Origin of the sequence: Streptomyces sp. NPDC092369, from assembly GCF_044755245.1 — a bacterium.
Classification (GTDB): Bacteria; Actinomycetota; Actinomycetes; order Streptomycetales; family Streptomycetaceae; genus Streptomyces.
Map to the genome: position 1 here is coordinate 516,217 of NZ_JBIVQP010000003.1, position 26,744 is coordinate 542,960.

The following is a 26,744-nucleotide window of genomic DNA, read 5'->3' on the forward strand; positions in this document are numbered from 1 at the left end:
GCGCATAGGTACGGCAACCTCGTTGTGTCGGCGCGGCGCGAGGCCGCGGTTCGGCACGGGACTGGTGTGACGGATGTGGGGGCGGCTGGGGGGCATCTCGCCTCGCGATTGAGCAGGCGTCAGCTCAGATGCCCGCGCCCGCGATGCCGCAGTTGGCACCGGACGATAGCAGGGTCCCGCGTGCGCTTTTATCCCGGCCCTACCTCTCACGACGAGTGCCCCGTCTTTTCGGGCTCGACGTAGAGGATCTTGGCTTTCATGTGGGCTCGCGTCTGCGCGGCGATCCAGGCGAGAGTGCCGGCGACGAGCGTGAGCGCGAAGGCCCGGGGGTGGAACAACGTCGTGTTCTTGAAGATCGCGAGGAACATGAACAGCAGAAGAATCTGTGCCGCGTAGAGCATCAGACCCATCATCTGGAACAGGTGCGGAAGCGATTTGGCAGTGCGCTGCAGAACGTAGAGCCCGATTCCCATGAAGAGGATGACGATCAGCGTCGCGACGGCCGCCCCGATCGCGCCCTTGCCACCCGCGACCACGCCGCTGACGACGGCGGCGATCGCGCCGACGGCAGCCGTGGGCACGGCGGCCTGGGCCAGGATCCGGACGTCATTGGACGGCATGGCGGCAACTCCGCTTTCGCAGGGGGGCTGGGGGTGTCGTCATGGACGAGCGTAGCCCCGGGGCGATGAGGAGTCTCACGCCAATGGACCGTCGCACTACGGTCCTTCGGCTCTGTCCGGGGTTCTCGTGAACCGTATCACAAACTATTTGATGCGGTCTTTACCAAGTGGGTGTGCTCGCTGTCACACATGAGAGTGACAGTGCGCGTCTGTGCGGAATCACGGGCAACTTGTCTGGTATTGGGAAGCTTTGCTCCCCCACGAGTTGGCAATGCTCTAGTCAGATTCTTACCTACGGCGTCGGGCACCGAGTGCGGTCGCCCCGTTGACTCCCGATACCCCGACGGCAACCGGAGTGCGAGATTCCGCACAGTCCGCCGCCGCTTCCTCCGCCAAGGCGGCGGCCACCGGCTCCAGTTCCTCGCCCTGCTCCTGCTCGGCGGCCCGCCGGCGGCGCCGGTAGCGCGGCGGCACGAAGGCCTCGGCCCAGCGCGGGGTACGCGGGGTGAAGCGCGGCAGCAGAAGCAGCGCGAGACCGATCGCGCAGAGGAACACGATCCCCAACACGATCCACATGGAAGCCGAGTTGACCGAGTAGGCGAGCGCGCCGAACGCGATCAGCGCCGACCAGAAGTACATGATCAGCACCGCCCGGCTGTGCGAGTGGCCGATCTCCAGGAGCCGGTGGTGCAGATGCCCGCGGTCGGCGGCGAACGGCGACTGGCCCTTCCAGGTGCGGCGCACGATGGCGAGGACCAGGTCAGCGGCGGGGATCGCGATGATCGTCAACGGCAGCAGCAGCGGGATGTAGACCGGCACCATCTGGTGCACCGCCTGGCGCTCGGAGCCGCCGAACAGGCTGTCGGGGTCGACCTGGCCCGTGATGGAGATCGCGCCGGCGGCCAGCACCAGCCCGATCAGCATCGAACCGGAGTCGCCCATGAAGATGCGCGCCGGATGCATGTTGTGCGGCAGGAAGCCCAGGCACATGCCCATCAGGACGGCCGCGAACAGGGTGGCGGGGGCGGCGGCCTCGATGCCGTACGAGTACCAGATGCGGTACGAGTACATGAAGAACGCGGCGGCGGCGATGCAGACCATGCCCGAGGCGAGGCCGTCGAGACCGTCCACGAAGTTGACCGCGTTGATGGTGATCACGACCAGCGCCACCGTCAGCAGCGTGCCCTGCCACTGGGTCAGCGCGACCGTGCCGACCTTCGGAATGGGCAGCCACAGGATCGTCAGACCCTGCATGACCATCACGCCCGCGGCGATCATCTGGCCGCCCAGCTTGATCAGGGCGTCGATCTCGAACTTGTCGTCCAGGACACCGATCAGCCAGATCAAGGCAGCCCCGGAGAGCAGCGCCCGCGGCTCGTTCGACTTGTCGAAGACCTCGCTGAGATTGGTCAGATGGTCCGCGACCAGCAGACCGGCGCACAGCCCGAAGAACATCGCGATACCGCCGAGCCGCGGAGTGGGTTCCCGGTGCACGTCACGGGCCCTGATCTGCGGCATCGCTCCGGCCACGATCGCGAACTTCCGCACCGGCCCTGTCAGCAGATACGTCACCGCGGCCGTGATGCAGAGCGTCAGCAGGTATTCACGCACAGGCTTCCCCACAGGTCTCGCTGGCCATCTCAGCCCCACACCCTAGCGAGGGACGCATATGAGTGGGGACTTCCGGGTAGCGACGATGGTTGCACGCGTGCCTGTGCACGCGGATTGCACCCAGGTGTACGCAGGTGCGTGTACCCCCGCTCAGCCGCTGTACGGAGGAAATCTACCCGCCAGCTCACGCACCTCGTCACGCGCCTTCTGGCTCTCGGTCTCCCCGCGCAGCACCCGCGCCATCAGCGCCGCCACGTACGCCATCTCCTTCTCCCCCATGCCCTGCGTGGTCAGGGCCGCCGTGCCCAGGCGCAGTCCCCGTCCGTCGCCGTGCGGGAGCGCGCAGCAGTCCAGGACCAGCCCGGCCGCGGCGAGCCGGCCGCGTGCGGCCCGGCCCTCGATGCCGAGGGGCGCGGGGTCGGCGGTGATCAGGTGGGTGTCCGTCCCGCCGGTCGTCACGACAAGGCCCTCAGCCGCCAGAGCGGCCGCCAGTACCCTCGCATTGGCGACCACCTGATGGGCGTACGCGGTGAACGCCGGTGTTGCCGCCTCCCCGAACGCGACCGCCTTCGCGGCGATGGTGTGCATCTGCGCCCCGCCCTGTGTGAAGGGGAACACGGCCCGGTCCACCCGCCCCGCGAGCTCCGCGCCGCACAGCAGCATCCCGCCGCGCGGCCCGCGCAGCACCTTGTGGGTGGTGGCACAGACGACATCGGCGTACGGCACCGGATTGGGCGCCGCTCCCCCGGCGACGAGCCCGATGGGGTGGGCCGCGTCGGCGATGAGATAGGCGCCCACCTCGTCGGCGACCTCGCGGAAGAGGGCGTAGTCGATGTGCCGCGGATAGGCGATCGAGCCGCACACGATCGCCTTCGGGCGATGCGTACGGGCCAGGGCACGGACCTGGTCGTAGTCGATGAGGCCGGTCTCCGCGTCCACCCCGTAGCCGACGAAGTCGAACCAGCGGCCGGAGAAGTTGGCGGGCGAACCGTGCGTGAGGTGGCCGCCGTAGGGCAGGCCGAGGGCGAGGACGGTGTCGCCGGGGCGCAGCAGGGCGGCGTAGGCGGCGAGGACGGCCGAGGAGCCCGAGTGGGACTGGACGTTGGCGTGCTCGGCGCCGAACAGGGCCTTCGCGCGGTCGACGGCGACCCGTTCGGCGACGTCGACGATCTCGCAGCCGCCGTGGTGGCGGGCGCCCGGGTAGCCCTCGGCGTACTTGTTGGCCAGGGGTGAGCCGAGTGCGGCGAGCACGGCGGGCGAGGTGAAGTTCTCGGCGGCGATCAGCTGGAGCGTCGTCGACTGCCGCTCCTGTTCCCCGAGCAGGATCTCGGCGAGCTCCGGGTCCTGGCGACGCAGGACGTCCGTGGCCTCAAGGGTGTGGATGACCGCCATGATGGGCTCCGGGGGCGTCGAGGATGACGTACGTCCAATGTAGGCCCGGGGCCGACGGGGTGCGCGGCCGTTACGTGCGCGCGGAGACGCCGGTGAGCGCCGTGACGACCGGATCCACGGCCTGGTGTATCTCGTCCCCGATGGAGCGGAAGAACGTCAGCGGCGCGCCGTAGGGGTCGTAGACCTCGTCCGCCTCGGCGGTCGGGGCCAGGAGCCAGCCGCGCAGGGCGGCGGCCGCGCGGACCAGGGCACGCGCGCGGAGGACCACGCCGTCCTCCAGGGGCGGCAGGGTCGCGGTGTCTATCGCCCGCACCAGGCGGGTGAACTCCTTCAGCGTGAAGGTGCGCAGGCCCGCGGAGTGGCCCATGGAGATGACCTGCTGACGGTGGTCGCGGGTCGCGGTCAGCACCAGGTCGGCCCTGATGACGTGCTCGTCGAGCAGCTCGCGGCCGACGAAGCCGGAGGCGTCCGCGCCGAAGTCGGCCAGGACCGCCTCCGCGTTGGCCTCCATGGGCGCGCCCTCGTGACCCCAGGTGCCCGCGCTCTCCACGATCAGCCCGCCGCCCAGGATGCCGAGCCGCTGCTTCACGTAATGCCGGGTCAGCCGCTCGGTGATGGGCGAGCGGCATACGTTTCCGGTGCTGACGTGGAGGATGCGGAAGCTGTCGCGCGGGAGCCCGACGAACGTCGTCGTGATCTCCGTGGCGCGTTCCCCGTTGCCTATGCCACGCCCCGCTTCAGGGGCCGTCAATTCGCCACCTCGAGGTCGGGTACGACCTTCCTCAGCTCCTCGGCCGACAGCGCGCCCGCGCGCAGCAGCACCGGCACCGGGCCGGTGACGTCGACGATGGAGGACGGCACGTTGCCCGGGGTCGGGCCGCCGTCGAGGTAGACGGAGACGGAGTCGCCGAGCATCTCCTGCGCGGCGTCACAGTCCTCCGGCGCCGGGTGGCCGGTCAGGTTGGCGGAGGAGACGGCCATCGGGCCGACCTCGGTGAGCAGTTCGATGGCGACGGGGTGCAGCGGCATGCGGACGGCGACCGTGCCCCGGGTGTCCCCCAGGTCCCACTGCAGGGACGGCTGGTGCTTGGCGACGAGCGTGAGGGCGCCCGGCCAGAAGGCGTCGACCAGCTCCCAGGCCAGCTCGGAGAAGTCCGTGACGAGGCCGTGCAGGGTGTTCGGGGAGCCGATGAGGACGGGCGTGGGCATGTTGCGGCCCCGGCCCTTGGCCTCCAGCAGGTCGGCGACGGCCTCCGAGGTGAAGGCGTCCGCGCCGATGCCGTACACCGTGTCGGTCGGGAGGACCACGAGCTCGCCACGGCGGACGGCGGACGCGGCCTCGCGCAGACCGGTCGTGCGGTCGGTCGCGTCGTTGGTGTCGTATCGCCGTGCCATATCTAGCGGGCCTCCTCGTACACGTACTGCTGCGGGTCGAAAGTCGGGGCGGAACTCACGGCATCGCCCTGCGGGCGGTGGCGAAGCGCGGGCGGTTGTTGAGGTCGGGGTGATCGGCCGCGTCGGCCCAGCCCCGCTCCTCGGTGAAGATCCACGGCACCTGGCCGCCCTGGGTGTCGGCGTGCTCGATGACGACGACACCGCCCGGGCGCAGCAGCCGGTGCGCGGTGCGCTCGATGCCGCGGATCAGGTCGAGGCCGTCCTCCCCCGAGAACAGGGCGAGTTCGGGATCGTAGTCCCGTGCCTCGATGGCCACGTACTCCCACTCGGTGAGCGGGATGTAGGGCGGGTTGGAGATGACCAGGTCGACATGGCCGTCGAGGTCGGGGAAGGCGTCCAGGGCGTTGCCCTGGCGCAGGTCGACGCGGGAGCCCTGGACGTTCTTGCGGGTCCAGGCGAGGGCGTCCTCGGACAGCTCCACGGCGTGCACGCGCGAGCGCGGGACCTCCTGGGCCAGGGCCAGCGCGATGGCGCCGGAGCCGGTGCACAGGTCGACGATGCGGGGCTCCACGACGTCCATGGCGCGCACGGCGTCTATGGCCCAGCCGACCACGGACTCGGTCTCGGGCCTGGGCACGAACACACCCGGCCCGACCTGGAGTTCCAGATAGCGGAAGTAGGCCCGGCCGGTGATGTGCTGCAGCGGTTCGCGCTGCTCCCGCCGGGCGATGACCTCCCAGTAGCGGGCGTCGAAGTCCGAGTCCTTGACGGAGTGCAGCTCGCCCCGCTTCACACCGTGCACGAACGCGGCGAGCTCCTCCGCGTCGTTGCGCGGCGAGGGCACGCCGGCGTCGGCCAGCCGCTGGGTGGCCTGTGCCACCTCTGCGAGCAGCAGGTTCACGCATTCCTCCGTGTCGTACTGGGTCGTGCGTACGTGCGTGCCTTACGCCGCCGCGAGCTTGGCGGCGGAGTCCGCGTCGACGCACGCCTGGATCACCGCGTCGAGGTCGCCGTCCAGGACCTGGTCCAGGTTGTACGACTTGAAGCCGACGCGGTGGTCGGAGAGGCGGTTCTCCGGGAAGTTGTACGTGCGGATCTTCTCGGAGCGGTCGACGGTGCGGACCTGGCTGCGGCGGGCGTCGGCGGCCTCCCGCTCCGCCTCCTCCACGGCTGCCGCGAGGAGCCTGGAGCGCAGGATACGCATCGCCTGCTCCTTGTTCTGCAGCTGGCTCTTCTCGTTCTGGCAGGAGGCGACGACTCCGGTGGGAATGTGCGTGATGCGCACCGCGGAGTCGGTCGTGTTGACGGACTGCCCACCGGGCCCGGAGGAGCGGTAGACGTCGATGCGGAGGTCGTTCGGATTGATCTCGACGTCGACCTCCTCCGCCTCAGGGGTGACGAGGACACCGGCCGCGCTGGTGTGGATACGGCCCTGGGACTCGGTCGCCGGCACGCGCTGCACGCGGTGCACGCCGCCCTCGTACTTCAGGCGGGCCCAGACACCCTGTCCGGGCTCGGTGGCGCCGTTGCCGCCCTTGGTCTTCACGGCGACCTGGACGTCCTTGTAGCCGCCCAGCTCGGACTCGGTGGCGTCGATGATCTCGGTCTTCCACCCCACGCGCTCCGCGTAGCGCAGGTACATGCGCAGCAGGTCACCGGCGAACAGCGCCGACTCGTCACCGCCGGCCCCCGCCTTGACCTCAAGGATCACGTCCTTGTCGTCGTTGGGGTCACGCGGCACGAGCAGCAGCCGCAGTTTCTCGGTGAGCTCGTCGCGGTGCTTCTCCAGCTCCTTGACCTCGGCCGCGAACTCCGGGTCGTCGGCGCCGAGTTCACGCGCGGTCTCGATGTCGTCGCCGGTCTGCTTCCAGGAGCGGTACGTGGCGACGATCGGGGTGAGCTCGGCGTAGCGCTTGTTCAACGTGCGCGCGTTGGCCTGATCGGCGTGGACCGACGGATCGGCGAGCTTCGTCTCCAGGTCGGCGTGCTCGGCGACGAGTTCCTCGACGGCCTCGAACATCTTGGGCTCCTGAACTACGTAAGAAGAGGGAAGGCGGGCGACCAAAAACGCCGGTCCCGGCACGCCTGTGGAGGGCGCGGCCGTGGACCGGCGAAATGGAAGCTCGCTACTTCTTGGAGCCGGCGCCAGCCTTGCCGAAGCGGGCCTCGAAGCGGGCCACGCGGCCACCGGTGTCGAGGATCTTCTGCTTGCCCGTGTAGAACGGGTGGCACTCGGAGCAGACCTCGGCGCGGATGTTGCCGCTCGTGATCGTGCTGCGGGTGGTGAACGACGCGCCACAGGTGCAGCTGACCTGGGTCTCGACGTACTCGGGGTGGATCTCGCGCTTCAAGGTGTCTCCTAGTTTCGGGAGGGCACCGGGTCGCTCCGCGGGTTTGCGGGGCGTGAACCGGGGCCGACTGTCCAGTCTGCCAGGACTGGGGCCATCCCCCAAAACCGGGGGCGGGTGTGGTCTATTCCCCTGCGGCTGCGTGGGGGCTGAGCGCGCAGTTCCCCGCGCCCCTACGGGGCGGCGCTCACGACGCCCTTGGCCTCGCCTGTCGCCGTGCCCTTCGTGGCCGCTGCCGGGATGGCCTGGTCGTTCTTCAGGGCCGTCCAGACCTGCTGGGCCTTGGACTTCTCGACGATGACGCGGTTGGGGTTGGCCGGGTCGTACTGGACCGGCATCGTGACCATGGTCATGTTCTTGGAGCTGATGCTCTTGAGGCCGTTGGCGAAGGACATCAGCGAGTTGACCGAACCGAGGTCGGAGTCGGTCGTCACGGCGCTGGTGGCGGTGTTGGCGAGGTCGTAGAGCTTCTTCGGGCTGGTGAAGACGCCGATGTGCTTGACCTGGTTGACCAGCGCCTTGATGAAGGCCTGCTGGAGCTGGATGCGGCCGAGGTCGGAGCCGTCGCCGACGCCGTGCCGGGTGCGGACCAGGCCCAGGGCCTGCTCGCCGTTCAGCGTGTGCGTGCCGGCCTTCAGGTTCAGGTGACTGTCGGGGTCGCTGATGTTCTTGGTCGTGGTGACCGGAACGCCGCCCAGCTCGTCGATGAGCTTCTCGAAGCCGCTGAAGTCGACTTCCAGGTAGTGGTCCATGCGGATGCCGGTGAGGGACTCGACGGTCTTCACCGCGCAGGCCGCGCCACCCGTGGTGTACGCGGAGTTGAACATGACGCCGGACGCGGCATCGTGCGTACCGCCCTTGGTGTCGGTGCACTCGGGCCGGTCGATGAGGGTGTCGCGGGGTATGGAGACCACGCTGGCCTTCTTGTGGCCCTTGTAGACGTGCACGATCATCGCGGTGTCCGAACGGGCGCTGCCGTCGTCCGTGCCGCCACCGAGCTTCTTGTTGCCGCCGGAGCGGGAGTCGGAGCCCAGCACGAGGATGTTCTCGGAGCCGTTGTCGACCTTCGTCGGCCGGGCGCTGCCCAGGGCCTGGTCGATGTTCACGCTCTTGATGTTGCCGTTGAGCTTGAAGTACAGATAGCCGGCCCCGGTGCCGCCCAGCACGACGATGCCCGCGGCGACCCAGGCCGTCACGACCAGACCCTTACGACGCTTGTCGCGGGTCCTGCGGTGGCGCGGCCCGTCGGTGTCGGGCTCGGGCGTGCTGTCGGCGGACATGTGCTCCTCGCGGGTCGGTTTACAGCTCCATCGTCGCTCCCGTCCGGTCAGACGGCGAAACTCGACAAAGAGTTGCACAACACCATGTGCCCGATTCGCACACTTTCAGGCACAGTGCGTAAGGGCCTGCGGCGCTCACGCGCCCCTCACCTGCGCTTTCGCGCCGAAACGGCATATCTGCGGAAACCCGCACCGACGGCCACGGTTGTGGCAAAGATCTCGCACGAGAAAGGCCGACCCCCGTCATGGATGACGGGGGTCGGCCTCAGTTCCCTTGACGGGCGTCGTCAGTCACCGTTGCCGGGAGTGGGCGTCGTCTTCTGAATCTGCAGCAGGAACTCGGCGTTCGACTTCGTCTGCCTCATCTTGTCCAGCAGCAGCTCGATCGCCTGCTGCTGATCAAGCGCGTGCAGCACCCGACGAAGCTTCCACGTGATCGCCAGCTCATCGCTGCCGAGCAGGATCTCTTCCTTACGAGTACCGGACGCGTCGACATCGACCGCCGGGAAGATCCGCTTGTCCGCGAGCTTCCTGTCGAGCTTCAGCTCGGCGTTACCCGTGCCCTTGAACTCCTCGAAGATGACCTCGTCCATGCGCGAGCCGGTGTCGACGAGCGCGGTGGCGAGGATCGTCAGCGAACCGCCGTCCTCGATGTTGCGCGCCGCACCGAAGAACCGCTTCGGCGGGTACAGCGCGGTCGAGTCGACACCACCGGACAGAATGCGGCCGGAGGCGGGCGCCGCGAGGTTGTACGCACGGCCCAGACGCGTGATCGAGTCGAGCAGGACGACGACGTCGTGACCCAGCTCCACCAGGCGCTTGGCGCGCTCGATGGCCAGCTCCGCGACCGTGGTGTGGTCCTCGGCCGGACGGTCGAAGGTCGAGGAGATGACCTCGCCCTTCACCGACCGCTGCATGTCGGTGACCTCTTCCGGACGCTCGTCGACCAGGACGACCATCAGGTGGCACTCGGGGTTGTTGTGCGTGATCGCGTTGGCGATCGCCTGCATGATCATGGTCTTGCCGGTCTTCGGCGGGGCCACGATCAGACCGCGCTGACCCTTACCGATCGGCGACACCAGGTCGATGATGCGCGTGGTGAGGACACCCGGGTCCGTCTCCAGGCGGAGGCGGTCCTGCGGGTAGAGCGGCGTGAGCTTGTTGAACTCCGGGCGGCCGCGGCCGTGTTCGGGCGCCATGCCGTTGACGGAGTCGAGACGGACCAGCGCGTTGAACTTCTCGCGCCGCTCGCCTTCCTTGGGCTGGCGGACCGCGCCGGTGACGTGGTCGCCCTTGCGCAGGCCGTTCTTGCGGACCTGGGCGAGGGAGACGTACACGTCGTTCGGGCCCGGCAGGTAGCCGGAGGTCCGGATGAACGCGTAGTTGTCGAGGATGTCGAGGATGCCCGCGACGGGGATCAGGACGTCGTCGTCGGAGACCTGCGGCTCGCTCGTGCCGCCGATCTCGTCACGGCCGCGGCGACCGCGACGGTCCCGGTAGCGACCGCGCCGGCCGCGCCGACCGCCCTCGAAGTCGTCGTCGTCCTGGGGGCCGTTGTCCCGCTGCTGGCGGTCCTGGCGTGCGCCGCCGCCCTGCTGCTGACGGTCCCCGCGGTCCTGACGGTCCTGCCGCTGCTGGCCCTGGCCGCCCTGCTGCTCGTCGCTCTTGGTGCCACGACGGTCGCGGTCGCGTCCGCCGCGGTCACGCTCGCCGCGGTCCTGACGGTCGCGACGGTCACGGCGGCCCTGACGGCCGTCCGCGTCGGCGTCGCCCCTGGCCTCGCCCTGCGGCTGCGCCTGGACGGGCGTCTCGGCCTTCGGCTCGCTCTTCGCCTCGGCGACGACGCTCTCGGGGCTGCCGGCCTCGGCGGTCGCACGGCGACGACGGCGCTCAGCGGGGGCGTCGTCGGACGCGGGCTGGCCGGGAATCTCGATCTGCTGCTGGGCCACGGCCTTCTCGGCGGGGGCCTCGGCGACCGCCTTCTCGGCGGCGGGGGCGACCTCGTCGCCCGTGCGGGCCTTGGAGGTGGCACGGCGCTTGGGCTTGGTCTCGGCGGTCTCCCCGGCGGGGGAGGACGCAGCCTTCGCCGGGGCACCCCCGGCCTGCGCTTCCTTGATGACCTCGATCAGCTGGCTCTTGCGCATACGCGCGGTGCCCCTGATTCCGAGGCCCGAGGCGACCTGCTGCAGCTCGGCCAGCACCATGCCGTCGAGGCCGGTACCGCGGCGCCGCCGGGAGCCGGCACCGGTGGCAGGCGCGGAGGCGTCCGTGGCGGGCGCGGCAGCGGTCTCCTCGACACGTGCGCCCATCAGATCGGTGGTGTCGCTCACGAAGGGTCCTTCCCTGGAGCGGACGTCGGCCTTCTGGCTCGGCGACCGGTTGTGCTGTCCGGCAGTGGTCCTTGCTGTGTGGACCGTGCCGGGGCGGTGGTCCGCCAATGCAGGCGGAGGGAATTTCTGGGATGGCACTTGCCTGAGCCTGGGCGTGGCACCGGTGTTTCAGTGTCACGTGGCTCGGTAGCACCGATTCCGGAGCGTGCCCGGCAAGTCGCTCAGCGCCCGCGTACGAGGTACTGCCCACGTACGTCGTACGGAACACAGTGCGGCTTGGGAGGCTCCCGGAAGAATGTCTGTCCCTGACGGGGACAACAAGCACCTCGCCATGGTGGGGTCGGGTGCAGACTTGAGATTAACACTACCGGATCCAACAAACATTCCCCCTCTCGAAATCCGGCAACCGTGCACTCCTAGATGTCACCGGAGGCCGCGAGCGGCAGTACGCACGCGCCTTGGGCGTCGAGGTCGAGCCGGTTGGCGGCCCACCCCTCGCCCGCCAGATGGGCCACCTTGTCCGCGCTGTCCCCGTCGACGAGCGCGAGCACGGTGGGTCCTGCTCCGGAGATGACTGCCGGGACTCCGTCGGCCCGCAGCCGCTCCACCAGAGCGGCGCTCTCCGGCATGGCCGGAGCGCGATATTCCTGGTGGAGCCGGTCCTCGGTGGCGGCCAGCAGCAGCTCGGGGCGCCTGGTGAGGGCCTCGACGAGCAGCGCGGCACGGCCCGCGTTGGCGGCGGCGTCGACGTGCGGCACGGTGCGCGGAAGCAGACCGCGCGCGGTCTCCGTGAGCACCGGCTTTCCGGGCACGAAAACCACCGGAACGACGGAATGGGCGGGCTCCATGGAAATGGCGCGGGCGGCGCCGGACTCCATCCAGGAGAGCGTGAATCCGCCGAGCAGACAGGCCGCCACATTGTCGGGATGGCCCTCGATCTCGGTCGCGAGCTCCAACAGCGCGATGTCGTCGAGCCGCGCTTCGCCGCCTATGGTCACGGCGCGCGCGGCGACAATGCCGGCGCAGATCGCGGCGGATGAGGAACCGAGACCGCGGCCGTGCGGAATGCGGTTGGCGCACACGATCTCCAGGCCGCGCGGCTGTCCGCCGAGCAGGTCGAAGGCGGTGCGCAGCGCGCGTACCAGAAGGTGGTTCTCGTCGCGGGGCAGCGTCTCGCTGCCCTCGCCCGCGATGTCGATGTGCAGCCCGGAGTCGGCCACGCGGACGACCACGTCGTCGTAGAGCCCCAGCGCGAGGCCCAGGGCGTCGAAGCCCGGGCCGAGGTTGGCGCTGGTGGCGGGGACGCGCACCCTGACGGCGGCGGCGCGGAAGGCTGGACCGGCCATCGCTCGATGACTCTCCTTGAGCTGCGTGACTGTCGAAGACATTCGATGGAGTTCGATGCGTACGGGAAACCCACGGGGAATCCCCTGGGGCCGTCGCCGGGCCGTCTCCGGGCCGCGGAGACGGCGCGGCACCGCCCTCATGCTCCATGCGTGGAGGCATATGCATCAGGCGGGTTCGGTACAGCCTATCGAAGGAAGGTTCTGTGGCGACATAGGGCGCACAGGAGGCGCACGATGCGTGTCGTAAGCCCCCTGTGCACCCCCGAGGGGGAAACCCCTGGCGCGCCGCGTCCCGGAGGCCTCCCCTCCGCCGGTGCTACGGCGTCAGGGGCCCCTCGGACGTGCGGAGTTACGCCAGCCCGAGGCGTTCGGCCGCCGTCGCCGCGTCGACCGGGACGGTGACGGGCTGCGGGGCGCCGGCGACGGCCCAGTCGGGGTCCTTGAGGCCGTTGCCGGTGACGGTGCACACGATGGTCTGGCCCGGGTCGACCTTGCCCAGCTCGGCCGCCTTCAGCAGACCGGCGACCGAAGCGGCCGACGCGGGCTCCACGAAAACACCCTCCTGCGCGGCCAACAGCCGGTAGGCGCGCAGGATCTCACGGTCCGTCACCTCGTCGATGGCGCCGCCGGACTCGTCCCGCGCGGCCAGCGCGTACTGCCAGGAGGCGGGGTTGCCGATGCGGATCGCGGTGGCGATGGTCGAGGGGTCCTTGACGATCTCGCCGCGCACGATGGGCGCCGAGCCGGAGGCCTGGAAGCCCCACATGCGGGGCGACTTGGCGGCGATGCCGTCGGCGGCGTACTCCTTGTAGCCCTTCCAGTACGCGGTGATGTTGCCCGCGTTGCCGACCGGGAGGACGTGGATGTCGGGCGCGTCGCCGAGCATGTCGACGATCTCGAAGGCGGCGGTCTTCTGGCCCTCGATGCGCACCGGGTTGACCGAATTGACCAGCGCCACCGGGTAGTTGTCGCTCAGCTCGCGCGCGAGGGTGAGGCAGTCGTCGAAGTTGCCGTCGACCTGGAGGATCTTCGCGCCGTGCACGAGGGCCTGGCCCATCTTGCCGAGCGCGATCTTGCCCTGCGGGACCAGGACGGCACAGACCATCCCGGCGCGCACCGCGTAGGCGGCGGCGGACGCGGACGTGTTGCCGGTGGAGGCGCAGATGACGGCCTGCGCGCCCTCCGCCTTGGCCCGCGTGATGGCCATGGTCATACCGCGGTCCTTGAAGGACCCGGTGGGATTGGCACCCTCCACCTTGAGGTGGACCTCGCAGCCGGTGCGCTCGGAGAGCACCTGCGCGGGTACGAGGGGCGTACCGCCCTCGCGGAGGGAGACGACCTCCGTGCTGTCGGACACCGGAAGCCGGTCCCGGTACTCCTCGATGATTCCGCGCCACTGGTGGGTCATTGCTGGTTACTCTCCTTCAACCCGCATGATGCTGGCGACACCCCGCACGGTGTCGAGCTTGCGCAACGCCTCGACGGTCCCGGTGAGGGAGGCGTCGGACGCGCGATGGGTGACGACGACGAGAGAGGCCTCGCCGTCTCCGTCCTGCCGACCGTGCTGGCGCACGGTGTCGATCGACACCCCGTGCTCCGCGAACACGGTGGCCACCTGCGCCAGGACGCCCGGTTTGTCGGCGACGTCGAGGCTGATGTGGTAGCGCGTGACGACATCGCCCATGGGCGACACGGTCAGGGCGGCATACGCCGACTCGCCTGGCCCCGTGGTGCCGTTGAGCCGGTTGCGGCACACGGCGACGAGGTCGCCGAGCACGGCGGAGGCGGTCGGGGAACCGCCCGCGCCGGGACCGTAGAACATGAGCTGCCCGGCCGCGTCGGACTCGACGAACACGGCGTTGTAGGCGCCGCGCACGGAGGCGAGGGGGTGGCTCAGCGGGATCATCGCGGGATGCACGCGCGCGGTGACGGACCCGCCGTCCTGCGCCCGCTCGCAGATGGCGAGCAGTTTGATGGTGCAGCCCATGTTCCTGGCGGAGGCGAAGTCGGCCGAGGTCACCTCGGTCATGCCCTCGCGGTAGACGTCGTCGAGACGCACGCGCGTGTGGAAGGCGATCCCGGCGAGGATGGCGGCCTTGGCGGCGGCGTCGAACCCTTCGACATCGGCGGTGGGATCGGCTTCCGCGTACCCCAGGGCGGTGGCCTCGTCGAGGGCCTCCTGATAGCCGGCCCCGGTGGAGTCCATCTTGTCGAGGATGAAGTTGGTCGTCCCGTTGACGATCCCGAGCACCCGATTGACCTTGTCGCCTGCGAGGGACTCGCGCAGCGGCCGGATCAGCGGAATGGCGCCGGCGACGGCGGCCTCGTAATAGAGGTCCTTGCCGGCCTCCTGGGCCGCCGCGTGCAGGGCGGCGCCGTCCTGCGCGAGCAGCGCCTTGTTGGCGGAGACGACGGAGGCGCCGTGCTCGAAGGCGGTGGTGATGAGGGACCGGGCGGGCTCGATCCCCCCGATCACCTCCACCACGACATCAATGTCCCCACGCTTGACGAGGGCGGTGGCGTCGGTGGTGACAAGACCCGGGTCGATCCCGTCCCGAACCTTGGAGGGCCGGCGTACGGCGACACCCGCCAGCTCCAGCGGCGCACCGATCCTCTGAGCCAGGTCGTCGGCGTGCGTCGTCATGATGCGCGCCACCTCTGAGCCGACCACTCCACAGCCCAGCAGCGCCACCTTCAGCGGACGCGTACGCATCATCCGACCTCGTTTCCTCATACCGTCTACCGTGGGAACAGTCTCACGCACCGGACGGGACTTTCTGTCCTTTGTCCGGATCGTGAGACATTGATTTCATTTCTACGGCCCCGGAAAACCGGAGATCTTCCGCCCCGTAATTCTCGTGGACGTCCGGACCACCGGCCCCTTTCCCGTCAGCCCACATCGAGCCGCAGCAGGTCCTCCTCCGTCTCGCGCCGCACGATGACCCGCGCGGCGCCTTCGTTGACCGCGACGACCGGCGGGCGGAGCACGTGGTTGTAGTTGCTGGCCATGGACCGGCAGTACGCACCGGTGGCGGGTACGGCGATGAGGTCGCCCGGTGCCAGGTCGGCAGGCAGGAACGCGTCCTTGACCACGATGTCCCCGCTCTCGCAGTGCTTGCCGACGACCCGGGCGAGCATGGGTTCGGCGTCGGAGGTGCGGGAGACGAGGGCGACGCTGTACTCGGCGTCGTACAGCGCGGTCCGGATGTTGTCCGACATCCCGCCGTCGACGGAGACGTAGGTACGCAGCCCGTCGAGGGGCTTGATGGTGCCGACCTCGTAGAGCGTGAAGGCGGTCGGGCCGACGATGGCACGCCCCGGCTCGACGGAGATCCGCGGAGTCCGCAGCCTGGCGGATTCGCACTCGCGGGTGACGATCTCGGTGAGCGCCTTGGCGATCTCGTGGGGCTCGCGCGGGTCGTCGTCGCTGGTGTAGGCGATGCCGAGCCCACCGCCGAGGTCGATCTCGGGCAGCTCGACGCCATGCTCGTCCCGAACGTCCTTGAGCAGCCCGACAACGCGATGGGCGGCGACTTCAAAACCGGACATGTCGAAGATCTGCGACCCGATGTGGGAGTGGATCCCGATGAGCTCGAGCCCGTCCAACTGAAGAGCGCGCCGCACGGCTTCGGCGGCCTGCCCGCCGGCAAGCGGAATCCCGAACTTCTGGTCCTCGTGGGCGGTGGCGATGAACTCGTGCGTGTGCGCCTCCACACCCACGGTGATACGAATCTGCACGCGCTGCCGCTTGCCGAGGGACTGCGCGATGTGGGCGACGCGCACGATCTCCTGGAAGGAGTCGAGAACGATCCGCCCGACACCGGAGCCGATGGCCCGGTGGATCTCCTCGGTGGACTTGTTGTTGCCGTGGAAGGCGATGCGGTCGGCGGGCATGCCAGCGGAGAGGGCGGTGGCGAGTTCGCCGCCGGAGCAGACGTCGAGGTTGAGCCCTTCCTCGTCGAGCCACCGCACGACGGCACGCGACAGGAACGCCTTGCCGGCGTAGAAGACGTCGGCGTCGTGCCCGAAGGCGCCGCGCCAGGCCCGCGCCCGGGCCCGGAAGTCGGCCTCGTCGAGGACGTAGGCCGGGGTGCCGAACTCCTCGGCCAGCGTCTTGACGTCGATACCGCCGACGACGACGACACCGTCCTCGTCCCGGGTGACCGTCTGCGCCCACACCTTGGAGTCGAGGGCGTTGAGGTCGGTGGGCGGGGCGGCGTAGTGCCCCTCGGGGAGGACGTCTGCGTGGCGGGGCCCGGCGGGGTGTGCGGAACGGCTCATGACTGTGTGGCTCTCTCGTGGCTCTCTCAGAGGTGACGGGTGCGTCGATCTGGGTGATCGAGTACGTCGGTCAAGGTGATCGGGTACGTCGGCCAAGGTGATCGGGTACGTCGGTCAGAGGTGATCTGGTGCATCGATGCCGAGCAGGGACAGGCCACCGGCGAGCACCGCCCCGGCGGCTTCGGCGAGCGCGAGCCGGGCGCGATGGGCGGCCGAGGGTTTCTCGTCCCCGAACGGCAGCACGGTGGGCACAAAAGCGAGCGTGGCATCGGCGACGGTGACGAGATGCCGGGCGAGACGATCGGGGGCGCGGTGGGCGGCGGCGCGGGTGAGGGCGGTGGGGTGGGCGGCCAGGGCGGTTAGGAGGGGGGTGGTGTGGGCGGGGGTGAGGGAAGGAGGGAGGTCATATGGGACGGGCGCGGAACCGGAGACGGCAGGAAGCGGCGCGCCGCCGGCAGGGGTGGTGGCAGTCCCGGGGGCGGCGGCATCCGGCCCGGGGTTGGTAGTGGCCGCACCGGCGGTTAGGGAAGAAGGTGCCTCGCCTAGGAAGGAGTCGCTGCCAGGTGCCGCGACGTCGAGGCCGAGGGCGGTGGAGATGGCGGCGGGGTCGGCGGTGAAGCCGAGGGTGGTGGCGTTGCGGGTGAGGGCACGGGTGCGGGCGTAGGCGTAACGGACCCGGAAGAGGGGGTTGCTCGCGCGCTGCACCAGGTGGTCGGCGGTGATGCGGGGCCGGTCGTGGGCGGCGGGATGGAGGAGGGCCCAGCGGGCGGCATCGGGGCCGAGCGGGGCGGGGTCCTCGGGCGCGGGGACGGGTCGGAGATTGACAGGTTCACCGTGGTCGACCTCGACGCGGCCGCCCTGCGCGGCGACGATCCGCACGATCGCGTCGGCGACGACCTCGGCACGGACGTCGTACGGAATGCGCAACTCGATGACCTGCCCGGCGAGGGCGTCACCGTGCCCGTACCGCGGGCCGGCGCGCAGGATCTCCTCGACGAGAGCGGCGGCGCCGTCCGCCGCGTCCCGCAGGCTGATGTTGATGAACCCGGGCCCGGTGACGACGACATCGGCGACGCCGGCATTCTCGATGAGATGCGGTCGCAGGATCTCGGCCACGCGCCGGGGCGGCTGCCCCGCGGGGCGGGCGAGCTGCAGGGCGATATTCGTGGCGTAGTCGCCACAGCCCCCGGGACCGGGCGCGGTCACCACGGCCCGCTCCGGCACCGCCACCTCCAGTTCCCCCTCGTCAACAGCACGACGCACCGCGCGCAGCACGGTACGGGAGAGCTCGACGGGGGTCACGGGACAAGCGTATGGGAGGAGGGGGGTGGGTAGGCGAGCCGGTTTGGGTGGGGTCCCGGGATGTGGACGGGGTGGTGGCGCGGAGGTGAGGCGTCCGGCAGGTCGGGGAGCAACGCGCTCGCTGCGGGACGGGGCCAGCAGCACCCGCCGCCCGGTCCGGGTCACACCGAGCACGGAGCTACTGCGGGAACAGTGACGCGGACCCCGGCACCGACCCAGCGCACCACTACTCAACAACGACGAACGACTCGCCTACTAACTACCGGCCTACTAACTACTGGCTACTGGCGCGCTCGGCCTCTAGCTACTGAACTACTAACTACTGGCGCGCTCGGCCTCACCGACGGCCCCGAAGGCGCTCCCCAGCCCGCCGCCCCCGCCGACCGCGTCTTCCCCGTCCGGCTCGCTCGACCCGTCCCACCCGCTTCGCCCACTCCGCCCACTCCGTTTCCGCTCGATCAACTCCTGGACGAGGCGTACGAGTTCGGCGGGCTCGAAGGGCTTGGCGAGAAAGGCGTCGACGCCGACGTCGAGGCCGCTCTCGACCTCGTACTGGGTACAGGCGCTGATGATGGCGAGGGGCAACTCACGGGTCCGCGGGTCGGAACGCAGCCGAGCCGCAGTCCTGAGCCCGTCCAACCGGGGCATGACCACGTCCAGGGTGACCACATCGGGCCGCACTTGATGAATGACATCCAGACACTCGGCACCATCGGCCGCGGTCACGACCTCGAGACCCTCAAGCTCGAGATTGACCCTGATCAACTGCCGGATGACCTTGTTGTCGTCCACAACAAGAACCCGGCCCGACGCGCCTGGCACAACTCGAGAGTAGGTCCGGACCGGCCACCGCGTCCGGGTTTTCCCCACTTCCACCCCGTGCGGGGGACGCGGGGTCGGCGCCCCGACGCCGCCCCGACCCCGGGAAACCCGTTCATGAACACCCCGGGGGAGCTGGTAGTGTTCAACCCGTCGCAGCGCACACCGCGCCGCCGACACGCCCCCGTAGCTCAGGGGATAGAGCAACGGCCTCCGGAGCCGTGTGCGCAGGTTCGAATCCTGCCGGGGGCACTCGCCAGTCAAGCAGCAAGAATCATGCTCTGACCTGTGCGGATGCCGACATGAGAGAGCGGGAGTCAGTCTCACTGACTCCCGCTCTTTCTCGTTGTCTCTCACGGTTCGCGTGTGAGGAGCGTGTGGGCGCCTACGAAGCAGGGATGACCACTTCGGCCTCCCCCTCCTCAGAGGCTTCGCGAGTAGCCTGATCATCTCGCCACAGCGGCAGTGCATGAGCAAGCACGACGAACCACGGGGGGCACGTGGCTGCAGCAGAAACCCTGCTCTCGACCGAACAGAAGATCATCGAGGTCGAAGCAACCCTCACACAGCTTCAGTTCTTCAGACGCCTGACGCTCCTATGGATGTTTGCAGGGAATACTGCCCTGACAGCTCTCCTGGTCGGCGCTAATTTTGCGATCGACTGGTCAGATATCAAATCCGGCCAGTCTGGGCTTAATATTTACGGGTGTATAGCCGTTGGCGCTTCAATCCTTTCCTCTGCCTGGTGGGCAAATCACCGCAGAGGGAAAATTTCAGAAACCCTAGTAGAGCTGCGAAAACTCGAAGCGGAGCGCCGATCACTTCAAGCTGGGGACCCTGATCAACAATCTATACCTAGCGCCTTTCACGCCTACTTCGAGAGCATCCCCTCATACCGAGACGAATACAGGAGAAGCGCAGAGAAGTATCGCAGCAGGCACAATCTCTTCCAGCTCACCGTAATCATTGGTTCGATCCTCACGTCTGTCAGCACCACAGCATCAGCCGAACAGGGCTTCTGGAGTTGGTTCGCAGTGGCCGTCAGTGCGTTCGTCAGCATCTCTGCCGGAATCATCTCTTACTTCAAATTCCGTGAACGAAGCCTCAACCTCCAACAAACTGCAGATTCAATCGACCTCGAACTTGCGGCGTATTCTTTGAGGATCAGACGTTACAAGAACCTTTCCCATGAGGAGGCGTCTGCAACTTTCGCCGAGGAAGTCGAGCGACTACGAGAAGAACAACGCAAGAAAGAACTCCAACTGGAACAGCCTCCCGAGGCATCACCTCAACGCAATCAGGCAACATAGTGACAGCACCTGCGGGAGCGGAACCCGTCCCTTCGGGTCCCGCTCCTCTATTTGCAGGAAGCTCAATGACTGGGAACTCGGACGAAAGCGCTACCTGTACTCTTGGTCCCATCCCATGGTTTTTTCGATCCTTTTGTTATTCTCCCCCTCGCTGTCGTCGATGACGCCCGCGTAGCGACGATGAATGACCTCTGGCGAGTTGCCCGCACGGCGGGCCACCTCGGCTACCGGAAGGCCGGCGCGGAGCCAGTTCGTGATGCACGTGGCCCGCAGGTGGTACGGCTTCCGGGCCAAGGGTGAGTCCACCTTGTCGAGCGGTAGTGCCAGCGGTCGGGCTTCCTGCCACACCCGCCAGTAGCTGGACGTGCCAAGCAGATCTCCTCGCTCGTTCGGGAAGAGCCGTCCGTCCTTGGCGGTGCCGAATTCCTTGAGGTGGGCCCGGAGCATCGCAACGAGCACGGGCGGAATCGGTACTGGCCGGTCTTCACCAGGCTCGCGTGATTTCAGCCCTCGCCTATCGTGACGATCTCCCGAGTCCGTCCAACTCTTGCCTGAGATCGGGCGCGTCTCGCGGAGGGTCAGAGTCCCCCACCCCGTTTCGGGGAGATGACAGTCAGCCAGCCTGAGTCCGACCACTTCCGCCGGCCGCATCGCCGCGTACAGGATGCATCCAAAGAATGCGACAAGGCGCCTCCCTCTGTTGCGGTGAACGGAACCGACATACGAGACAGCCAAGAGGAGTTGCCTCCCCTGCGTCTCGTTGACCAGGACCCGACGGTCTACTTTGTCGCTCCCCGGAGAGGTGGGACGCTTCAATCCCGCAAGCGGGTTTGCGTCCAGATACCCCTCCTGAATCGCGTACTCCATTGCCGTGTTGAAACCGCGGCGACGACGCCTATATGTGTCCGTTGCCGCCGGCTTGTCGTCCAGTCGGAACGACAGCCGATAGTGGACGTCCCGAACGACTCTGGGCTCCCCTAGAGCCGAAAGATGGAGCGCATGAGTCGACAGCCACGCACAGGCCTTTTCCAGGTCCGGCGGGGGCTCTTCGTCCTTGTGGCTGGGCACGACCGCCCAACGCACCGCGCGCCGTACGTCCTCCAACTCCGGCGCCCCCGGGTTCTCCCCCATCATGCCGAGCGCTGCGGTAGCGAGGCTGTCAGCCAGTCCCTCACGGGTCTTCGCGGCGGCAGTGCGCCAACGAACTCCCATGTACTCTCGGACGAATTCCCACCACGACGGGTCTGGTCGAGTGTTCTCCTTCGCTTTCTCTGCCGCCGCTCGGACCTCAGATTCAGGAAGGCCGGTTTCTACGTCGAAAGCCTCGCCCTTGCGCATGGCGTGCCACAATTCAGACCGGCGGCTCTCGGCAAGAGCCGACGTCGTGAACGTCGCGTGGCGCACCTTCCCAGCGACCTTCCAACGGAGCTGGTACGGCGCCGTCTTGCTGGAGATCTTGCTGACTTTCCACACCCGGACGTCGGTGGAGACTGTTGGCTCTTCGGGCGCGGTCGGGCGCTCGCCTTCGCGGGCGCCCGGAATTGAACTGGTCCTGCGATGGTTCACGCGGCTTCCTCCAGAGCAGCAATCCAGCGCTCCAGTTCCGAACGACGGATGCGAACGGAGCCGTTCGGGAGCTTGATGGCTTTCGGGCCTTTCCTCGTCTGCCGCCAGCGGTAGAAGGTCGACAGAGGTACGCCGATTTCCTCGATGACCTGGGAAATCGTGAGCATCTCGTCACGCGCCACGGTCGGTTCCCTCCGGGTTCTCACCAGCGGAACGGGAGTCGGACAGGTGGGACAGTCCCGATTCCGGCTGTCCCACCCCTTCGTGCAGGTCGGGGGGCATGTTGGGACAGTCGGACAGATGAGACACCCCCGGTGTGCCCTCTGTCCTGGTCTCGGTATCTGGGTAGTAGCGGCCGGCGCCGTCCTTGGTGAGCTGTCCGTCCGTAACCATGCGGGAGCAGGTACGGCGGACGTTGTCGGCATCGAGCTGCGGCAGTGCGGCGACGATGTCCTTGGGCCGGGTGCCGGGGTGGGCGCGGACGTGCCGGAGGATGGCCGCGCGGGTGTCGCCGATGGTGTGGTCGGTGACCGGTCCATCGAGCATCTGCCAGGCGCCGGACGCGGCTTGGAACAGAAGCGCGTACTCGGCTTCGTCGACGTCGCGTCCGGTGACGTGCAGGATGCCGTCCGCCTGCCCGCGCGCCCGCTTGAGTACGAGGGTGGCGTCTGCTGCTCCGGCGATGCCGTTGGTGCCGGACACCTCGGTCAGGAAGTCGTCCGAGCCTGCCTTGCGGACGTGGTGAACGAGCACCACGGCGATGCCGTAGTAGTCCGCGATCCGCTTGGCGTAGCCGACGGAGACGTAGTCCGCGTCGTAGGCGGACACACCCTGAGGTGCTTGGCCGCGCATCTTGGCGAACACGTCGATGACGACCATGCGAGCGTCCGGGTTGCGCTCCAGCCACCCGGCGATGGCCTCGCTGCCGCCCTGGGGGAAGGGTGGGCATTCGGTGACCAACGTCAGCCCGGCCGGGGCCGGTTGGCCCCCGAGCATCTTGCCCATGCGGGTCTTCAGACGGCGCGGGGTGTCTTCCAGGGCGAGGTAGAGCACGGGGCCGCTGTCGACTGGCAGGGTGTCGAAGGCGTGTCCGCCGGAGGCAACCGCGAGGGCGAGTCCGAGGGAGAGCCAGGACTTGCCTACCTTGGGCGGTCCGGCGAGCAGGCTGACGCCTTCCGCGAGGATGCCGGGCACCGCCCACTTGGGCTCGGGGAAGTCCGCAGCCATGAGCTGGTCCGCAGTCCATGCGGTGCGCGGGCGCTCCCGCCTGGTCAGCTCCGGTGGGGCCGGTTGGGGGTCGGTGGGGACGGAGTACAGGTGCAGTGGGGGGATGGGGTTGGCGCTCATGCCGCGACCTTCCGGGGCCGGTTGGCGCCGGCGCGCAGTCCGGAGGCGATGGTGCGGCGTGCCTCGCCCTCGCCCTGGCCGACATTGAGCGCGGCGTCTAGGAGCCAGCCGGTGACGTCGTGCTCGGTCAGCTCTCCCCCGGCGGCCAACTGTCCCAGTGCCACAGAGGCGACGTAGAGCGCCTTGTTGTGCTGGTGGGGGCCGGAGTTGAGGACCCGTGTCACCTCGCCGTCGACGGCCGAACGCAGGAACGCGGTGCGCCGGTCGTGCGCGGCGAGCGCGATGACCACGGGCCGTTGCGGCGGCAGCGGCGCAGGACGCAGCAACGCGGTGAGCCAGTTGGGCAGCACGGCGACGGGAGCGTCGTGAACGGTCGTGTAGGGGCGGCCGTTGACGATGCTGCCCGCGGCGACGACGTAGCCGCCGGCCGCGCGGGTGTCGACCTTCCAGCCGAGTTTGCCCGCGGTGTTGCGCGGCGGCTCGCCCTCGGGTGCGTCGTAGTACAGGTGCGTGCCGCCGCTGGGGGTCTTCACGATGTGCGCTGCGGGCAGCAGTTCGCGGAAGCCGTTGTGCGGCGCGCACGTGACGAGCGGACCGTCCCCGTCGTAGCGCTCGCGCAGGGCGAAGAACACGCCGACGCCGTCGCGGATGTCGGGATGCGTCCACGCGGCCGGCGGGGTGTCGTCCGGGTCCTTGGGCATGTCCAGGTCGACGACGACCAGGGTGGAGGGGCCGGTGGCGATACCGACGGACGTCCCCGGGCCGCGATCGGTCAACTCGTGACGGGTGGGCGCAGGTTCGACCGCGAACATGATCGGCGGGCGACCTGGCGGGCCCTCCGAGGCCAGCGGGATCGGTACTCAGCTGGCGAGACTCCGTGTATAGAACGAATACCTTGCCAGCTTCGGGCACCATCGCTGATAGACAGCGGTATCCATGATCACTGGAGCTTCAGCATGGATCTGCTCGATGAGTTCCGCGACGCGGCTTCCGATCAAAGTATCGGAGGGCATTTCCCGCAGAGTCTCTGTGATCTTGGTGTTCGGTGCGGCTGCCAGCAATGCCCGAAAGACGTCCTCTGATTGGCGTGGGCTGCCCACGAGCAAGGCAAGGAGGATCTGAACCACCTGATGCTCCCCAGGCATCTCGCGGGTGCCCTCGAACCGGGGAAGGTCGAGGGGTGGCACCCCAATACGCACGAGCCGGTACAGATTCACCATCTTCTTGGCTGCACGCGGCGTCTGAGTGAGGCTGCCTACCTGGGACATGAAGGCGATCTCATGGGGCTGCAGTTGCAACTGAACAGGACCGTCAACGACAGTCTCCTCCTGTTCGACCTCCTCTGAGGGCGCGGACTGGTTTGTGCCAGGCCCGGAAGACTCCACTTCATCGTCCGCCAACTCGTCGCCAGTCCCGGCGGACGAGGGCGGAGCTTCGGAAGGCGCGAGGAGGGCATTGATGAGGCGCGCGGTCTTCTCGGGCGTGCTGGGTGGGACGACAAAGGGAATTTGAAAGATCTTGTCGAGATAGTCGAGGGGAGTGGCCGCGTCCTGAGCGCCGGTGATGTGTGATGCTCCGGCCGAGTCAGTGAACAGTTCGCTGTAGTGGTACTCAAGGGACTTGAGCAACCACCTCGGGTCGACAGCAACGACGACGACGAAGAGCGGTAGCGCCAGCATCAGATGAACAGCTGCGAGTACCTCCACGACGCGCTGCGGGGAGCACCGGTCGAGATCGTCGATGTACAGGATGATTCGTTCAAGAGGCGGCCGTTGGGTGGACTCAGTGCTTGACCACTCGTCGTGGGCTTCCCGAAGCTTCTCACTCAGCTGGGACAAGTCCTGGTGGACAGTGCCCAGCAAGCCGCGCTGCGATTGGTAGGTGTCGCTGCGTCCCGTGAGGAAGTCGGAAAGGCCGACGGCTGCGTCTATCTCTGCGAGCCGAGCGCGCGCGGTGGTGATCTCTTCACGCAGATTGCGCTGGCGTTCCTCCAGCGATCCTCGGAGCTTTCCTGTCCAGGTGAGGCCTTGTGCGTGCCGACGCTGCACAACCATCCACAGCGGCAGCAGCGGGGCGGCGAGGGCGGAGGCAGCTCCCACGAGAGCTGTGATCCACGCGGTCAGCCAGTGCCGGGCAAGGAGGACAGTGCCGATGAGTAGCAGCCACGCTACTGCCCACAGCCATCCATATCTGACGTCGCGTAGGCCTAGGCGCACCGCTGTGCAGAGCAGGCGCGCACCCTCTCCCGGCGATCTGAGGAAGGCCATAAATCCTCTGGGGCGATCTCTTGCTGTACGAGCCAGTTCCTCGTCAAGTTGGTGCTGCTCCGTTTCCAGCCGTGCTAGCTCTGCCGCCTGCCGCTCGCGTTCCGCGATGGGGTTCTCAGTTGTCTCATCGGGCGCTGACTCCCGCGCGAGAGCGCGAAACAGGTGGTCGACCAGGCCTGGCCAGAGATGGTCGTCGTTGTAGTGCCAGGCATTGAAGTGGACTTGGATGACACTGGTGTTGAAAGCGCCGTAGGGACCGGCGTTCCCCGGTGAAGGGAGAGCTAGATCGTCGATCCGGCGGCTCATCTGGCTGATGAAGCTTGACTTGCCGGCTCCCCATTCGCCGAGCAGTGCCACCGCCAAGGGCGGGCTGGTGAGCTTCGCTATGGCAAGCTTCGCCAGCATGTCCACGTCTGTCTCATTGCCCAAGAGATCAGCCGGGCTCGCCAAGTCACTGTGCAGTCCCGGAAGTGGCGTCTCCAGGTCATCGAGAGGCGGTGACGGCCTCAGCAGATAGCGCCCTTGCAGTACATCCGACTCGTCCTCGCTGAAGGCCTGGAAGCGCATGATGTTGCGGTTGGAGTTCCAGCCCAGAAGTTCCCGAAGCTCCTCGATCGGGATATCGAACTCCCTGGTGCCAGCGAGAGCGTACATATACTCCCAGGTCTGGCCATTGTCGTCCGCGCCCCACAGACGTTCAGCAAGCTGCGGATTACGCCAGGCGAGGGCGACCGTACCTCCCAGATAGAGTCGCTTGTCTCCGCTGAAGAAGACCCAGTCCCCTGGCGACATCTTGCGAATCTCGGGCAGATTTGCCCCGTTCTTGCCTGGCATGACGCCCCACATCTGGGCGGCTCCGTTGGGGTACAAGCGCTGGAGGGCACTCAAGGTCGAGGGTTCGAGCACGTCCGCATGCGCGTTGAAGACCACCGGCTGAGCAACGGTGTCCTGGAAGTGCTGCTCGACGGTCCGATCCGACCGTCGAGCCGGCTGCGCGAGAACTCGCATAGCGCTACTCCCCGCAGCTTGCGTCTTGAGGCGCATACAGGACTCCAACGGGGACGGCGGAGTTCCTTGAGGTAACCGACTGCGCCTGGTCCCGCTCATCTATGAACCGCATCGAGGCGCCTTGGGGCTCTGGGGTCAGCATGTTTATATGCTTATCAGTCTCATCCGACAGGCGCGTAGGCGAGCGCGCCACAACTGCGGCTTCTTTGGGACCAGTTGTGGCCCTCTCTGGCACATCCAAGCTCCCCGCGGGACGGGCAGCCGTAGTAGCAAGTGATCTACCCCTGTCTACGGGCGTCCTAGAACCCGGCCGGGGGTAGCGCCCTGTTCTCTGCAGCAGCTACTGCGCCCGCGCCCGCCGCTGAGCAGGCCCCTCAAGGCAGCCCAACTCTGGACGGCCACACTGCGGAGCAGTCGGCCCCCCTCGCAGCAGCCGCCTGACATGGGAGCAAGCAGACTTGGTATGTCGGGCGCGGGCGAACGTACTGCGTCTCGCGAGTCCCTGCGAGCGCTGGGACGAGC

Annotated in this window: 22 protein-coding genes and 1 tRNA gene; 2 read left to right on the top strand and 21 right to left on the bottom strand. The window is 68.1% G+C overall.

Annotated elements, in window-relative coordinates; translation table 11 throughout:
* Positions 1 to 206: 206 nt before the first annotated feature.
* The 16 genes from ACIQI8_RS19215 to ACIQI8_RS19290 all read right to left on the bottom strand — a co-directional run bounded on the left by ACIQI8_RS19215 (position 207) and on the right by ACIQI8_RS19290 (position 18,727).
* Entirely contained in the window at positions 207 to 620 is a 414-nt protein-coding gene (locus ACIQI8_RS19215; RefSeq protein ID WP_402351656.1) for a hypothetical protein, read from the bottom strand.
* A 288-nt stretch (positions 621 to 908) separates the two neighbouring features.
* Positions 909 to 2,231, bottom strand: coding sequence for an MraY family glycosyltransferase (locus tag ACIQI8_RS19220; protein ID WP_402351659.1), 1,323 nt, complete (start codon positions 2,229 to 2,231; stop codon positions 909 to 911).
* A 150-nt stretch (positions 2,232 to 2,381) separates the two neighbouring features.
* On the bottom strand, positions 2,382 to 3,623 hold the full coding sequence (glyA, locus tag ACIQI8_RS19225) for a serine hydroxymethyltransferase (RefSeq protein ID WP_402351662.1): 1,242 nt from the start codon (positions 3,621 to 3,623) through the stop codon (positions 2,382 to 2,384).
* 70 nt (positions 3,624 to 3,693) lie between these two features.
* Positions 3,694 to 4,374: a protein-tyrosine-phosphatase gene (locus ACIQI8_RS19230; protein ID WP_402351665.1), complete on the bottom strand. Its 681-nt coding sequence runs from the start codon at positions 4,372 to 4,374 to the stop codon at positions 3,694 to 3,696.
* A complete protein-coding gene (locus tag ACIQI8_RS19235) occupies positions 4,371 to 5,018 on the bottom strand; it encodes an L-threonylcarbamoyladenylate synthase (RefSeq protein WP_402351668.1) in 648 nt (215 codons plus the stop codon). The genes ACIQI8_RS19230 and ACIQI8_RS19235 overlap by 4 nt, the downstream gene beginning before the upstream one ends.
* Before the next feature lie 55 nt (positions 5,019 to 5,073).
* Complete coding sequence (gene prmC, locus ACIQI8_RS19240) at positions 5,074 to 5,919, bottom strand: peptide chain release factor N(5)-glutamine methyltransferase (RefSeq protein WP_123997735.1); 846 nt, start codon at positions 5,917 to 5,919, stop codon at positions 5,074 to 5,076.
* Between the two features lie 42 nt (positions 5,920 to 5,961).
* Positions 5,962 to 7,038 carry a peptide chain release factor 1 gene (gene prfA / locus ACIQI8_RS19245; RefSeq protein ID WP_402351671.1) on the bottom strand — a complete coding sequence of 359 codons (1,077 nt, stop codon included), beginning with the start codon at positions 7,036 to 7,038 and terminating at the stop codon, positions 5,962 to 5,964.
* 106 nt (positions 7,039 to 7,144) lie between these two features.
* Entirely contained in the window at positions 7,145 to 7,369 is a 225-nt protein-coding gene (gene rpmE, locus ACIQI8_RS19250; RefSeq protein WP_019073185.1) for a 50S ribosomal protein L31, read from the bottom strand.
* A gap of 170 nt (positions 7,370 to 7,539) precedes the next feature.
* Positions 7,540 to 8,646 (bottom strand): LCP family protein, encoded by a 1,107-nt coding sequence (locus ACIQI8_RS19255; protein ID WP_402351676.1) that lies wholly within the window; start codon positions 8,644 to 8,646, stop codon positions 7,540 to 7,542.
* Positions 8,647 to 8,933: 287 nt separating this feature from the next.
* Positions 8,934 to 10,976, bottom strand: a complete 2,043-nt coding sequence (gene rho, locus ACIQI8_RS19260) for a transcription termination factor Rho (protein ID WP_402351679.1) — start codon at positions 10,974 to 10,976, stop codon at positions 8,934 to 8,936.
* 416 nt (positions 10,977 to 11,392) lie between these two features.
* On the bottom strand, positions 11,393 to 12,322 hold the full coding sequence (gene thrB, locus ACIQI8_RS19265; protein WP_402351682.1) for a homoserine kinase: 930 nt from the start codon (positions 12,320 to 12,322) through the stop codon (positions 11,393 to 11,395).
* Between the two features lie 349 nt (positions 12,323 to 12,671).
* Positions 12,672 to 13,730, bottom strand: a complete 1,059-nt coding sequence (gene thrC, locus ACIQI8_RS19270; protein ID WP_123997740.1) for a threonine synthase — start codon at positions 13,728 to 13,730, stop codon at positions 12,672 to 12,674.
* Between the two features lie 6 nt (positions 13,731 to 13,736).
* Positions 13,737 to 15,035, bottom strand: a complete 1,299-nt coding sequence (locus ACIQI8_RS19275) for a homoserine dehydrogenase (protein WP_402353995.1) — start codon at positions 15,033 to 15,035, stop codon at positions 13,737 to 13,739.
* Between the two features lie 176 nt (positions 15,036 to 15,211).
* A complete protein-coding gene (lysA, locus tag ACIQI8_RS19280; RefSeq protein ID WP_402351685.1) occupies positions 15,212 to 16,603 on the bottom strand; it encodes a diaminopimelate decarboxylase in 1,392 nt (463 codons plus the stop codon).
* 114 nt (positions 16,604 to 16,717) lie between these two features.
* Complete coding sequence (gene nrtL / locus ACIQI8_RS19285) at positions 16,718 to 17,905, bottom strand: ArgS-related anticodon-binding protein NrtL (RefSeq protein ID WP_402351688.1); 1,188 nt, start codon at positions 17,903 to 17,905, stop codon at positions 16,718 to 16,720.
* Between the two features lie 315 nt (positions 17,906 to 18,220).
* On the bottom strand, positions 18,221 to 18,727 hold the full coding sequence (locus ACIQI8_RS19290; protein WP_402351691.1) for a response regulator: 507 nt from the start codon (positions 18,725 to 18,727) through the stop codon (positions 18,221 to 18,223).
* Between the two features lie 177 nt (positions 18,728 to 18,904).
* Between ACIQI8_RS19290 and ACIQI8_RS19295 the strand changes: the two genes are divergently transcribed.
* Both ACIQI8_RS19295 and ACIQI8_RS19300 read left to right on the top strand, forming a co-directional pair.
* Positions 18,905 to 18,976 (top strand) — tRNA-Arg (locus ACIQI8_RS19295).
* A gap of 248 nt (positions 18,977 to 19,224) precedes the next feature.
* Positions 19,225 to 20,034, top strand: coding sequence for a DUF4231 domain-containing protein (locus ACIQI8_RS19300; RefSeq protein ID WP_402351694.1), 810 nt, complete (start codon positions 19,225 to 19,227; stop codon positions 20,032 to 20,034).
* 90 nt (positions 20,035 to 20,124) lie between these two features.
* Here the strand turns inward: ACIQI8_RS19300 and ACIQI8_RS19305 are convergent, their stop codons facing one another.
* Genes ACIQI8_RS19305 through ACIQI8_RS19325 form a run of 5 tightly spaced genes read right to left on the bottom strand, consistent with a single transcriptional unit; the run spans position 20,125 to position 26,222 of the window.
* Positions 20,125 to 21,600: a tyrosine-type recombinase/integrase gene (locus ACIQI8_RS19305; protein ID WP_402351697.1), complete on the bottom strand. Its 1,476-nt coding sequence runs from the start codon at positions 21,598 to 21,600 to the stop codon at positions 20,125 to 20,127.
* Positions 21,597 to 21,767 carry an AlpA family transcriptional regulator gene (locus ACIQI8_RS19310; protein ID WP_203618518.1) on the bottom strand — a complete coding sequence of 57 codons (171 nt, stop codon included), beginning with the start codon at positions 21,765 to 21,767 and terminating at the stop codon, positions 21,597 to 21,599. The genes ACIQI8_RS19305 and ACIQI8_RS19310 overlap by 4 nt, the downstream gene beginning before the upstream one ends.
* A gap of 4 nt (positions 21,768 to 21,771) precedes the next feature.
* Complete coding sequence (locus ACIQI8_RS19315) at positions 21,772 to 22,947, bottom strand: AAA family ATPase (RefSeq protein WP_402351700.1); 1,176 nt, start codon at positions 22,945 to 22,947, stop codon at positions 21,772 to 21,774.
* Positions 22,944 to 23,759: a bifunctional DNA primase/polymerase gene (locus ACIQI8_RS19320; RefSeq protein WP_402351703.1), complete on the bottom strand. Its 816-nt coding sequence runs from the start codon at positions 23,757 to 23,759 to the stop codon at positions 22,944 to 22,946. The genes ACIQI8_RS19315 and ACIQI8_RS19320 overlap by 4 nt, the downstream gene beginning before the upstream one ends.
* Positions 23,760 to 23,807: 48 nt before the next feature.
* The gene (locus tag ACIQI8_RS19325) at positions 23,808 to 26,222 is read right to left on the bottom strand and encodes a P-loop NTPase fold protein (RefSeq protein WP_402351706.1); all 2,415 of its coding nucleotides are present in this window, start codon (positions 26,220 to 26,222) and stop codon (positions 23,808 to 23,810) included.
* Positions 26,223 to 26,744: the final 522 nt, after the last annotated feature.